Below are 12,243 nucleotides of genomic sequence, written 5' to 3' on the forward strand. Positions count from 1 at the left end.
GATGGTGGTCGAGCGCGCTGACAGCGCACTGACCGAGAACTGACGGTTGCCGCGGCCCGGTCAGCCGCAGCCGCCCGCGTGGCCGTCGTCGGCCGAGCGGCCGATGCCGACCGCGCCGGCCGTGGCGGGGGCCAGGGACGTCGCGGAGGGCGCCTTGGTGCGCAGGTGTTCCACGAAGGCGTCGAGCCGGTCGAGCCCCCAGTAGCGGGTGAAGCCCTGCACGAAGAACGGCACTCCGAAGACGCCGTCCTTGCAGACCTCCATCAGGATGTCCGCGCCCCGCTCGCGCAGTTCGGGGTCTTCATGGGCGCGGGAGATCACCTCGGGGTGGATCCCCAGCTCGCGGCCGATGTCCGCGATGGTCGCCGGGTCGCAGATGTTGCGCCCCTCGCCGAACCGGGCCCGGTAGACCGCGGCGATGTAGTCGTGTCCCCGGCCCTCCCCGGCCGCCACCAGGTATCCCAGGTGCGGGACCTCCCAGACCGGATCGACGTCCACGGGCCAGTTCACGGTGATGCCACGGGACTTGGTGATCCGGCCGACGTCCTGCAGGACGTACCGGTTCTTCTCCCTCGACATCTCCGAGTACGGGAACCGTCCGCCGCGCTCTAGCAGCAGCTGCGCGCTGCTGTCGTCCGGTTCGAAGAACGGCAGCCACTCCAGCCGTTCCACCAGGTCCTTGTGATGCTCCATCAGGTCCTGGTACGCCAGCCAGGAGTACGGGCTGCGCAGCGAGAAGTAGAAGCGCGGGGTCTTGTTCTTGGGCATGCTGCTCCTTAACGGGTCAGACGACGAGTCCGCCGTCGACGCCGAAGACCTGTCCGGTGATGTACGCGGCGCGGTCGGAGACCAGGAACGACACCAGGTCCGCCACCTCCCGGGGGTGGCCGAGACGGCCGAGCGGAATGCGCTCGGTCATCTTCTGGGTGTGCTCCGGCGCCAGCCCGGAGAGCATGTCGGTGTCGATGAAGCCCGGCGCCACGGCGTTGACGCGCACGCCGTAGCGCCCGGACTCCTTGGCCAGCGCCTTGCTGAAGCCGATGATCCCGGCCTTGGACGCCGAGTAGTTCGTCTGCGTCGCGTTGCCGTACACCCCCGCGACGGACGACAGCGTGACGACGCTGCCGGCCCGGCGCTTCATCATGGAGAACACGGCGGCCTTGCACAGGTGGTAGGTGCCGTCCAGGTTGGTGCGCAGTACGGCGTCCCAGTCGTCCTCGGGCAGCATCACCAGCGGGTTGTCGCGGACGATGCCGGCGCACGAGACCGCCGCGTGCAGCGGGCCGAGCGCGTCCTCCGCGCCGCGGACGAAGTCCCGTACGGCGCGGGAGTCGGCGACGTCGACGCGGGCGGTGAACACGCCCGCGCCCTCCTTCTCGGCCTCCTGGGCGGCGGACAGCGCCGCCTCCTCGTCGGACCGGTAGCAGAACGCGACGTCGAAGCCGTCCCGCGCGAGTGCGGTGACCACATGCCGCCCGATGCCCCGGGAACCCCCGGTCACCAGCGCCACCCTGCGGGCGTTCGTCTCCACTCAGCTCTCCTCGTTCGTCGCGGCGGCGAGCAGCGCGCAGCCGGCCGTGCCGTCCCGGTCGACCGCCGTCACGAGGGCGAGCGCGCCGGATGGGGTCTCCTCGTCGTCGAGCAGTGACAGCACCGCCGCGAGCTGCAGGCTCGCGGTCGCCGCCGAGGTGTCGCCCAGCAGCGCACGGCTGCCGAGCAGGTCGAACTCGGCCGAGCCGAGCACGTCCCCGATCGCGGCCTCCTCGACGCCGGCCAGCTGCCCGCCCGTCTCGGCCGGGGCCACCACACGCACGTCCCCGGCCCGCGCACCCGCCTGCTTCAGGGCGTCGCGCACGCACTCCGCCAAGGCCCCGCGGGCCTCGGACGGTTCGGCGAAGGCACGGAACCGGGTGGTCAGCAGACGGGCTCGCACCCGCCGGCCGGCCGCCCGGGCGTCGGTCGCGGTCTCCAGGAGGAACACCGCGCCGCCCTCGCCCAGCGGGGACGTCCGGTCGTCGCCGTCCCGGCCGTGCCACTCCAGCCACGCGCGCTGCTCGGAGTACTCCTCGGCCGCCCCGCACAGCACCCGTGCGCAGTGGCCGCCGCGATGCAGCCGGGTGGCGTAGCTCAGCGCGGTCAGGCCGGTCAGGCGGCCGCCGGCGATGGTGGTGTTCGGTCCCTTGATGCCGTGCCAGATGGCGCTCTGCCCGGCGGCCCGGTTCATCACCGTGTTCGGGAAGCGGGCCGGGTCGACGTGGTACGGGCGCTCCCCCACGAGTGAGTCGCGGGTGAAGTCCATGATGCTCTGCACGCTGCCCGAGCCGGTGCCCAGCACCAGCCCGGTCTCCTCGGGCCGGGACGTCAACTCCGGTCCGCCGTCGGCCAGCAGCAGTCCGACGGCGGTCACCGCGATGCCGGTGACCCGGTCCATGGTGCGGGTGCCCTTGCGGCCGATGTGGTCGGCGGCGTTGAAGTCCGGCACGAGCGCGCCCTCGGTGAACGGTCCTGGGAAGGCCGCCCGGTCGAGTGCGCCGATCGCGCTGCGGCCGGCCCGGACGCCCGTGCGGAAGGGCTCGCTGCCCACGCCGTACGGGGACACCGCCGACCAGGTGGAGAAGACCAGTGCGGACATCAGGCGGCCTCCCGGTGCCGGCCCAGGATGAGCACGGCGTTGTTGCCCGCGAAGGCGAGCGCGTTGTTCTGCACCACGGTCAGCTCGGCGGGACGCGCCTCGTTGGGCACACAGTCAAGACCGCAGTCCGGGTCGGTCTCCCGGTGGTTGATGGTGGGCGGGATGAAACCCTCGGCGATGGCCAGGGCGCAGGCGGCCGAGCCGAGGGCGCTGGCGGCGCCCATGCTGTGCCCGACCATCGACTTGATGGACACGGTGGGCGGCGGGGTGTCGAAGACCTGGCGGATGGCGCCCGCCTCGGTCACGTCGTTGGCCTTGGTGCCGGTGCCGTGGGCCGAGATGAAGTCGACGTCCGCCTCGGTGATCCCGGCGTTGCGGTGGGCCAGTGCCATGCAGCGGGCGAGGCTGTCCTGGTCGGGCGCGACGGGGTGGTGGGCGTCGCAGGTGAGCCCGTATCCGAGGACCTCGGCGTAGATGCGGGCGCCGCGGGCCCGGGCGGACTCCAGGCTCTCCATCATGAGGATGCCCGCGCCCTCGCCGGTGAGGATGCCCTTGCGGTCCCGGTCGAAGGGCTGGCACACCTCGGGGGCGATGGTGCCCAGCCGGTAGAAGCCGGCGAAGGTCTTGCGGCACACGGCGTCGGCTCCGCCGCACAGCGCCACGTCGACGTCGCCGGCCCGGATCGCGTCGTAGCCGCTGCCGATGGCGTAGTTGCCGGCCGCGCAGGCGGTGGGGATGGTCAGGGCCTCGACGTCGGTCAGGCCGAGTTCGCGGACGATGCTCGTGGAGAGCCTGCTCGCGTGGGCCCGTCGGGCGACCCCCGGGGTGAGGTGCTCCGGGCCCTTGTCGAGCTGTTCGCCGACCAGCAGGTCGAGGTCGCGGGACTCCGCGTCGGTGGTGCCGACCGACACCATGGTCCGCCGGCCGCGGAGTTCCTCCGCGTCGATCCCCGCGTCTGCGACGGCCATGTTGGCCGCCGCCACGGAGAACTGGGTCGCCCGGCCCAGTTCCTCCGGTTGGAACGTGCGGATCCACTTCGCCGGGTCGAAGTCGGCGACCTCGCATCCGTAGGAGTGCGCGAAGCCGGTGGTGTCGAAGGCCGTGATGGGCTTGGCCCCGCTGCGCCCTGCCCGCAGCCCGGCCAGGAACTCCTCGGCTCCGAGGCCGATGCTGGTGACCAGGCCCAGTCCAGTGATCACCACCTGGCGCGGCCGCTGCTCGTTGTCGTACACCCTGTACTCCAGTCCCTGACGCCCGGCGCGGGCGGCCCCGGCCGGGCAGCGCCTGCTACTTGGCGGCCACGGCCTCGTCGACGACGGTGACCACGGCGTCGAGATTGACCATGCGGGACAGCACGCTCTGGTCGAGGTCGATCCCGTACGTGCGCTCAAGGGTGGAGAGGATCTCGATGGCGCCCATCGAGTCGGCCTCGTGGTCCTCCTTGAACCGGCTGGTGCCGGTCATGTCGTCCGGCTCGATCTCGAGGATGTCGCAGATGATGCCCTTGATCTGGGCATACCGTTCGGCGCTGGTGGCTGCTGTAGTCATGCAGACGATGCTGGAGCAAGCGGCTGACAGCCCACTGACCGCGAACTGACGCGGGGACACGGGGGTGTTGTGCGGCGGTTCAGCCTGTTGTGAGGAAGCGCTGGACCTCGCGGAAGTCCTCGGGGTGGGCGACCATCCAGGACCAGAAGCGCGGGATGGTGCGGGCGTAGTCGCAGTAGTAGCGGCGCAGGTTCTCCAGCAGGGTCACCAGGGTCGCCCGGCTGAGCGATCCGGTGCGCCACACGAGCAGCATCTCGCAGTGGTGGGCACCCGCGACCGGGACGAGACTGACGTCCTTGGTGGCACCGGTCGGTACGGTCAGCGCGGCCACCTTGGCATCGCGGACCCAGCTCATCGCCTCGTGATGTCCGCGGACCCGGTGCACCGCGGCGGGCCGGCCCTCGACGAGGTCGGCGAAGGCGGCTTCCTCGTGGTCGTGGAACCAGTGGCCGCGCGCGTAGCGAACCCAGTCGAGGGAACCCACCTCGGCGGGGCCGACGGGCCCCTGTTCGGCCAGCGGGTGGCCGGGCGGCACCGCCAGCCATACCGGCTCGCGGACCACAACCGCCGTACTGAGAGGCATTTTTGTGAGGTCGGCCGGCTCACGGTCCGGCGAACTGGGCACCAGCGCCAGGGTGAGCAGCCCCTCGGCGACCGCGCTCATCGCGTCGGCCGGATCCACCGTCTCGGTCTGCACCTCGACAGCGGGCAGGCTCGCGGCGATCGCGTCCCTGAGGGTGGGCGGCGTCCACTCCACGTTCCCGACGCGCAGCGTCTCGGTGTTCTGCGCGGCCACCTCGGCGATGAGGGCGTCACCGCGCCGGGCCAGATCGACGAGCATCGGGATCAGCCGTTCGCCGAGCGGGGTGGGCACCACACCGCTGTGCGACCGGACGAACAGCTCCCCTCCGAACTCGCGCTCCAGGCGGCGCAGTTGGGACGAGAGAGCGGGCTGCGGAAGATTGAGCTGGGTCGCGGCCGACGAAATGCTCCCGGCGCTTGCGATGGCGGCTACGAGTCGGGCATGCCGTAACTCGACGCGCATTGCGGACCCAACTCCCCGTTCCCCCGGACACAAGCGATCATGCATCTGCCCCATTGCGAGGGCACAGACGCTAATCACCGTAACACCAACGTAATTGAATCACGGTGGTCGCAGGGTGTCGGGGGAATTACCGGCTCCGGTCGGCCGAGGGCGGGTCAGCCGACGAGACTCAGGGAGCCGTGGGGGCGTCCGAGAACGTCGTCCTGATGGAGGATGGCCTGGTACACCGCGTGCAGGGAACGTCCCGGCTCCACTCCCAGGTCCTCGGCCAGGCGCCGGCGCGCCTGATGGAACACGTCGAGCGCCTCGGTCTGCCGGCCTTCGCGGTACAGGGCCAGCATCAGCAGTTCGCTGAGCCGTTCGCGGCCGGGATGTTCGGTGGCCAGCAGACGCAGCTCCGGCACCGGCACGCGCTCCACGCCGACCGCCAGTCTCGCGGTGACCCAGTCCTCGTATGCGGTGAGCCGGCGCTCCTCCAGGCGCACCGAAGCGGTCCGGCACCGGAATCCCTCGCTGACGTCCAGCAGGGCCGCGCCCCGCCACATGGCCAGCGCCTGCTCCAGTGTGCGCGCCGCCGCCGCGGGATCCCGATCCAGCAGGGCGGCGCCCTGGTCGGCGAGGGCCACGAAGCGGTGGGCGTCGACCGATTCGGGTACGACGTCCAGCAGATAGCCGGTGCCCACGGTGCGCACCAGATCCCGGCCGTCCCTCCCGGCCACCGACGCCAGGAGCTTGCGCAGCCGGGTCACGTTGGCCTGCAGGGCGTTCTTGGCGTTCGAGATGCTCTCGTCGCCCCACAGCTCGTCGACGAGCTGGTCGAACGGAACGGGCTGGCGCGGGGCCAGGGCCAGCAGGGCGAGCACCGAGCTCACCCGCTTCGATGTCACGCCCCAACTCCGGGTGTCCCGGGTGAGCAAAAGTGAACCAAGTATGTGGATCTCCACGATTCGTAACCCCCGTCTTCGTCTGATCCACATCCTTTCCCGCGCCACGACGGATGAGAAATATCAAACTCTCCGGTTGGCCATACCTGGCAGATATGACCGAGGAATCAGCCATTCCGGAATTGTTTCTGCGCCAGAAATGATGCTGGGCCGCTCAGGGTGTGAGCGGCCCAGCATCTGGCCTTCCCGGGGGAATAGAAGGCCGTTTCGCGCGGCTGCCGGAACGGCAGCCGTGGTTCAGACGCGTCCTGATTCGTGCGCCCGGTACGGGGCGTCGGTCTCAGAACCAGTCAATCCGGTCTGCCGGGCCTGTGCCGTCCGCATGCCTCGGGACGGCCACCAACTCGCGTCACCGAGCAGGGTCAGGACCGACGGAAGGATCATGATCCGCACGATGAAGGCGTCGAGCAGGACCGCGGCGGCGAGGACGAAGCCCATTTGCTTCATCTCCACCAGGGAGAGGAAGACGAAGCTGGCGAAGACGGTGACCATGACCACCGCCGCACTGGTCACCACGCCCGCGGAGCTGCCGATCCCCTCCAGTACGGCCCGGCGGGTGTCCAGGCCGCGCTGGGCCGCCTCCTTGATCCGGCTGACCACGAAGACCTGGTAGTCCATCGACAGCCCGAAGAGGATGACGAACAGGAACAGCGGCACCCGGGCCCCGATCGCTCCCGTGGAGTGGAAGTCGAGGATGCCCTCCGCCCATTGGCCCTGGAAGACCAGCACCAGCAGGCCGAAGGCGGACGCCGCCGAGAGCAGGTTGAGCAGCATGCCGATCACGCCGATGACCACCGACCGGAAGGCCAGCACCGTCACGGCGAACGTCACCAGCAGCAGGAAGCCGACGACCAGCGGAAGCTTGGAGTTCTGGTGGTCCAGGTAGTCGGAGTCACGGGCGATGTCACCGGTGACGTACGCCTCCGCGCCGGGCACCTTGTCGACGGTGGCGGGCAGGAAGTCGTCCCGGACCCGGTCGAGTGACTGGAGCGCCTGGGGCGCGCTGGGCTTGGACGGCACGGAGAGCGTCAGGCTGGTGATCCGCCGGTCGTCGGAGGAGGTCAGCTTGAAGTCGACGTCCTTGGCGAACATCGGGTCCGCCTGGGCGCGCCGGCGCAGGTCCTCCATCGCCTTCAGCACCTGCGGTGAGCGGTCCGCGTCGGCACGCACCACCACTTGGTGCTGGACCAGCATCTCCGGGAAGGCGTCCGTCATCCGGTCGTAGGTCTGCACCGCGGGGATCTCGCGGGAGAAGGTGTCCCTGCCCAACACGCTCAGCTTCAGGTCGAGGGCGGGCGCCGCCAGGCCCAGCATGATGAGCACCGAGACCAGCAGGGTGATGCCGGGGCGCCGGGTCGCGGGCCGCAGCAGCGCGTTCCACGTCCTGCTCGTCCCCCCGTGGTCCCGGGTCCGCTTGCCCTGGGCCGCACGGCGGGCCGTACGGCGCTCGGCGCGGGCACCGAGCTTGGCCAGCAGGGCGGGCAGCACCGTGAGCGAGCTGGCCATGGCGACCGTGACGACGATGATGGCGCCGGTGGCGAGCGAGGAGAAGATGACGTCGGTCGCGAGGTACAGCGTCGCGGTCGAGACGATCACCGCGAAACCGGAGACCACGACGGCCCGGCCAGCGGTGGCCGCGGCGAGTTCCACGACGGCCTGCGAACCGAGTCGGCCGCCGGCCTTGGCCCGTTCCTCCCGGTCCCGCTTGAGGTAGAAGAGCGAGTAGTCCACGCCGACGGCCAGGCCGATCAGCAGGATGATGTTGTTGCCGACGCCGGCGTCCGGCAGTGCGTGCGAGGCGAGGGCGGACAGACCCATGGCGGCGGCGATGGAGGTGAGCGCCAGCAGGACCGGCACACCGGCCGCGATCACCGAACCGAAGGCGATCATCAACGTGATGACGGTGACCGGCAGGGTGAGCGCCTCGGAGAAGGCGAGGTCGTCACTGCGCTGCTGGTCGAGGCCCTTGCTCATCGAGGGGCCGCCGGTCTCCTGCACGCGTACGTCGGGGTGCTCCTTCTGCACCGCCTCGGTCTGCTCGACCAGCGGGCCGACCTTCTTGCGTGCCGCGAGTTCCTCGCCCGCCATGACGACCTGGACCATGAGGACCTTGCCGTTACGGGAGAGGACCGGCTTCTCGACCCGGTCGACCTCCTGAAGCTTCTCCATCCGCGCGGTGACATCGGCGGCGGCGGCCCGGGCCGCGGGCACGTCCAGCGTGCCGGACGGGGAGTCGATGACGATCTGCTCGACCGGCCGGCGCTGCAGGCCGCCCTCGGTCGCGATCGCCTCGGCCTTGCCCGCGTTGCCGACCCGGTAGTCCTCGGTGGTGGCCGCGTTGGTCCCGACGGCGGCCGACGCCCCGAGGCACAGCGCGACGAAGACGAACCAGCCGACGATGGCGCGCCAGGGGTGGGCCGCGCTCCAACTCGCCACCCTGACGGTGATCGAGCGTTTCTCCACTGTCTCCAACCCCTTACTCGCGTAGCTGATCTCTTCTACGTGTAAGTCAAAGCTTACAGGCGTAAGAGTGTTCGTCAATCGGTCTTCGCGCCATCTGCGCCCCGCCTGACGGCAGTTGCGCCACATCCGGCCATTCAGCACGGACCCCGCCCCCCGGTTTCCTGGGGGCGGGGTCCGTGTTTTCATCCGAAGGACCAGGTCAGGCGGTTGCCGGGAGCTTGGCGAAGAAGTAGCTGGTGGACGACGAGGTCTCCTTGGAGCCGGCGATCCACAGGGCGCCGTCCGGGCCGGTCGCCAGCGCCCCCACGACCAGCGGAGCCGCCTGCGGGCCCTCGGCCTCGGACCACGCCGAGCCGTTCCAGCGCTGCAGCGTCAGGCCCGTCCCCGAAACCCACACCTCGGTGGAGCCGTACTCCGCGAGCTGCGTGACCTCGGAGATGCCGGAGAGGGCCGGGTTCCGCGCGGACCACGCGCTGCCGTTCCAGACGGCCACGGCGCCCCGGTTGGCGGCCGACCCGCCGGCCCAGCACTGGCCGCCCTTGACGAGCAGCGAGGTCACCTGGCCCACCGCGGTGCCGAACGGGGCGGGCAGCACGGTCCACGAGGAGCCGTTCCAGTGCATCACCAGGGATCTGCGCGCCCCACTGGTGCCGACGGAGCCGGCCACCCAGACGTCGTTCGCCGCCACGACCTGCACGGTCAGCAGCGTGGCGGTGCCGAGCGTGCCCGGCAGGCTCACCGGGGCCCAGCTCGAACCGTCCCGGCGCAGCACGGCCGGGATGGCGTACGACTCCCGCGCCGAGCCGACCACCCAGACGTCGCTGCCGGTGCCGGAGACCTGGCTGGGCCGGGCGAAGGACTCGGCTCCGGTCATCGAGTTGGTCCAGGCCGTGCCGTTCCAGCGCAGCAGCTGGGGCACGTCGAACTTCTGCACCCGGTCCCACTTCTCGCCCACCGCCCAGGCGTCGGCGGGGCCCGTGACCGTGATGCCGTTCAACGGTCTGGTGTCGTCGGCGAAGCCGGCCCCGCTCCACCCCGTCCCGTTGAAGCTCCAGACGAGCGGGTCCTGCTCGATCGGGCCCAAGGGGCCGTCCGTGAAGTAGTTGTCAGTGCCGAGGGCCTTGGCGGTGCCGTCCGGAGCGAAGCTGATCCGGCTGAACCTGTACCACGAGCTCGAACCACCGGCGATCGGGAAGACCTGCCACGGCGCCGCCCGCGTCGCGCCCGAGGCCACGCCGGACAGCGCGCCACCGATCGCCATCGCCGGTACGACGGCTGCGGCGGACCGCAGAAGGCTTCGTCGGCTGACTGTCATCGTCCGCTCTCTCCTTGGCTTGTGGGTGCCAGTTCGACATGGATCAGTTCCAGGGCCCGGTCGAGGGCGTCGACGACCTCCGCCCGGCTCGCGCCGACGGCGACGATGTGGCCGATCCGCCCGTACGCGTCCGTCGGCGGAGCGATCCGTGTGCCCGCGGCGGCGGTGACCGTCACACGCTCCACCCCCGGGACCGCCCGCGCCTGCTCCAGCCCGGCCACCCGCTCCAGCACGCCCTGCTCGGTGGGCAGGACGAACTGGATGCCGGCGTGGCGCGCGAAACCCTCGGGCAGCAGCGGTGCGGTTCCACCGGCGTGGGTCACCTGGGCGGCGAGCAGGTCGACCCCGGTGGCGAGGCGGTAGAGCTCGGGGATGAGGCCGCCCGCGAGCCTCGGGTTGATCTCGACGACCGCGCTGCCGGTCTCGGTGCGCTTCACCTCGGTGTGGCTCGGGCCACGGCCGAGGCCGGTCGCGGCCAGCGCGGCCGACACCGTCCCGGTCATCTCCCGCGCCGCCTCGGCGGGCAGGTCGGCGGGCACGAGGTGCCGGGACTCCACGAAGTGCGGTGCGCCGGTCACGGTCTTCTCGGTGATGCCGATCAGCCGCTGGACGCCGTCGACGCCGAACATCTCCACGCTGTACTCGGGAGCGTCGAGATACTGCTCGACCAGAGCGCGGCCCGCCATGGCCTGTCCGCGTCCGTTGGTGGTCCGGGCCGTGATCTCCTCGGCCAGCTCTGCGGCCTGCTGCGCGGAGTCGCAGCGACGCACCCGCGTCGAGCCCGAGTCGTCGACCGGCTTGACGACGCAGGGCGTTCCGAGCCGGGCCGCCGCGGCGGCGGCGGACGGCCCGTCCTCGACCACCTCGAAGAGCGGCTGTCCGATCCCGGCCCGCTCCAGGGTCGCGCGCAGCCGCCCCTTGTCCCGGCAGCCGGCTATCGCCTCGGCACGCTCCGCGGGCAGCCCCACGGCCGTGGCCAGCGTGGCCGCCGCCACCAGGTAGAACTCGCTGGTCGTGGACACTCCGGCGATACAGCCGGGTTCGAACGCCTTGGTCACCGCCCGGACCAGCGCGTCGGGGTCGTTGGTGTCGCAGTCCACGACGGTCGCGGCGGTCTCGGACAGCCCCGCGTACCGGGTGGAGTCGCCGGTCACCAGCACCGGCTCGTAGCCGGCCTCCGCCGCGATCCGCAGCGCCAGCATGCCGGTCCCGGTGGTGTTGGACTCCACGAAGACGAACGCCGGTCGGGGCGCGTCCGCGCGGTTGCGGCGGAACGACCAGCTGTGCACCTCGGTGCCGTCGAGGACCTGACGCGGCACCGTGGCGACCGGCAGCCGCCGGATGTCCTTCTCGGCCCAGTGCTCGTCACTGTGCACGGTGTCGGCGTAACGGTCCCCGCGGTCCGGGAAGATCCCGACGAGGGTCGTGCCCGGTGTGGCCCGCGCGGCCATGGCACCCAGCACGCGATACACCGATCCGGAGGTGTTGCCGGCGAACAGCTTCTCCTCGCGGGCCAGTTCGCGGGTGGCGCCGAAGGCCTCGTGGTCGTTGAGCCAGTGGACCTCGTCGATCAGGGAGTGGTCGAGGTTCTTCGGGTGCAGGCTGTTGCCCAGCCCGCTCTGCAGCCGCTGGGGCCGGTCGGGCTGGCCGAAGAGCACGCTGCCGACGCAGTCCACGCCGACCACGTACAGCTCCGGCAGGGAGTTCCGCAGCACCCGCGAGGTGCCGCACAGCGAACCACCGCTGCCCACCGCGCCGACCAGGACGTCCACGGTGTCGAGGTCGGTGAGCAGCTCTTCGGCCAAGTGCCGGTAGGCGGCGGGGTTCTGCGGGTTCTCGTACTGCCGCGGCCAGAACGCCCCCGGGTTGCGGTCCATGATCTCCCGCAGCCGGGTCAGCCGGGCGCCCTGCCAGCCGTGGTCGTCCATCGCGGACACCACGTGCACCTCGCAGCCGAGCGACTCCAGCTTGGCCAGGGTCGTACGGTCGATCCGCGGGTCGGTGACGATGTGCACCGGATGCCCGAGCGCGGTGCCCACCAGGGCGACGCCGAGGGCCATCGTGCCCGAGGAGCTCTCCACGATGGGGGCGCCCTCGGCCAGGTCACCCTTGGCGCGCGCCTCGGTGATGATCTGCTTGGCCACCCTGTCCTTCATCGCGAACAGGTTGTTCATCTCGAGTTTCGCGTAGACCCTGACGTCCCGGTCGGCCCCCAGCCGCAGGCGTACCAACGGGGTGTGGCCGATGGCCTCGATCACGTTCTGGCTCAGCATGTGCGCTCTCTCTTCCCATCCCT

General features: G+C 71.0%; 10 protein-coding genes. All 10 read right to left on the reverse strand.

The genetic code is table 11. The features are described from left to right. Window positions 1–60 precede the first annotated feature (60 nt). Window positions 61–768 carry a 2-hydroxychromene-2-carboxylate isomerase gene (locus tag BLU79_RS18430; RefSeq protein ID WP_093906876.1) on the reverse strand — a complete coding sequence of 236 codons (708 nt, stop codon included), beginning with the start codon at window positions 766–768 and terminating at the stop codon, window positions 61–63. Between the two features lie 16 nt (window positions 769–784). Then, the gene (gene fabG, locus BLU79_RS18435) at window positions 785–1,531 is read right to left on the reverse strand and encodes a 3-oxoacyl-ACP reductase FabG (RefSeq protein WP_093906877.1); all 747 of its coding nucleotides are present in this window, start codon (window positions 1,529–1,531) and stop codon (window positions 785–787) included. Next, entirely contained in the window at window positions 1,532–2,632 is a 1,101-nt protein-coding gene (locus BLU79_RS18440; RefSeq protein WP_093906878.1) for a beta-ketoacyl synthase N-terminal-like domain-containing protein, read from the reverse strand. It lies immediately after the preceding gene. Next, entirely contained in the window at window positions 2,632–3,864 is a 1,233-nt protein-coding gene (locus tag BLU79_RS18445; RefSeq protein ID WP_093906879.1) for a beta-ketoacyl-[acyl-carrier-protein] synthase family protein, read from the reverse strand. Before BLU79_RS18445 ends, BLU79_RS18440 begins: the two co-directional genes overlap by 1 nt. Before the next feature lie 55 nt (window positions 3,865–3,919). Beyond that, complete coding sequence (locus tag BLU79_RS18450; RefSeq protein ID WP_093906880.1) at window positions 3,920–4,180, reverse strand: acyl carrier protein; 261 nt, start codon at window positions 4,178–4,180, stop codon at window positions 3,920–3,922. Window positions 4,181–4,259: 79 nt separating this feature from the next. Next, window positions 4,260–5,225, reverse strand: coding sequence for a LysR family transcriptional regulator (locus BLU79_RS18455; RefSeq protein ID WP_093906881.1), 966 nt, complete (start codon window positions 5,223–5,225; stop codon window positions 4,260–4,262). A gap of 155 nt (window positions 5,226–5,380) precedes the next feature. Then, window positions 5,381–6,112: an AfsR/SARP family transcriptional regulator gene (locus BLU79_RS18460; RefSeq protein ID WP_256333366.1), complete on the reverse strand. Its 732-nt coding sequence runs from the start codon at window positions 6,110–6,112 to the stop codon at window positions 5,381–5,383. Window positions 6,113–6,406: 294 nt separating this feature from the next. Next, a complete protein-coding gene (locus BLU79_RS18465; protein ID WP_256333367.1) occupies window positions 6,407–8,632 on the reverse strand; it encodes an MMPL family transporter in 2,226 nt (741 codons plus the stop codon). 199 nt (window positions 8,633–8,831) lie between these two features. Beyond that, the gene (locus BLU79_RS18470; protein WP_093906884.1) at window positions 8,832–9,947 is read right to left on the reverse strand and encodes a hypothetical protein; all 1,116 of its coding nucleotides are present in this window, start codon (window positions 9,945–9,947) and stop codon (window positions 8,832–8,834) included. Further along, on the reverse strand, window positions 9,944–12,220 hold the full coding sequence (locus BLU79_RS18475) for a pyridoxal-phosphate dependent enzyme (RefSeq protein ID WP_093906885.1): 2,277 nt from the start codon (window positions 12,218–12,220) through the stop codon (window positions 9,944–9,946). Before BLU79_RS18475 ends, BLU79_RS18470 begins: the two co-directional genes overlap by 4 nt. Between the last annotated feature and the right edge of the window lie 23 nt (window positions 12,221–12,243).

Origin of the sequence: Streptomyces sp. cf386, from assembly GCF_900103585.1 — a bacterium.
Taxonomy (GTDB): domain Bacteria; phylum Actinomycetota; class Actinomycetes; order Streptomycetales; family Streptomycetaceae; genus Streptomyces.

Bases quoted from the DNA above. Each gene is read 5' to 3' on its own strand.
- BLU79_RS18470 (WP_093906884.1), bottom strand. From the start codon at position 9,947: ATGACAGTCAGCCGACGAAGCCTTCTGCGGTCCGCCGCAGCCGTCGTA.
- BLU79_RS18450 (WP_093906880.1), bottom strand. From the start codon at position 4,180: ATGACTACAGCAGCCACCAGCGCCGAACGGTATGCCCAGATCAAGGGC.
- BLU79_RS18430 (WP_093906876.1), bottom strand. From the start codon at position 768: ATGCCCAAGAACAAGACCCCGCGCTTCTACTTCTCGCTGCGCAGCCCG.
- BLU79_RS18440 (WP_093906878.1), bottom strand. From the start codon at position 2,632: ATGTCCGCACTGGTCTTCTCCACCTGGTCGGCGGTGTCCCCGTACGGC.
- BLU79_RS18455 (WP_093906881.1), bottom strand. From the start codon at position 5,225: ATGCGCGTCGAGTTACGGCATGCCCGACTCGTAGCCGCCATCGCAAGC.
- BLU79_RS18475 (WP_093906885.1), bottom strand. From the start codon at position 12,220: ATGCTGAGCCAGAACGTGATCGAGGCCATCGGCCACACCCCGTTGGTA.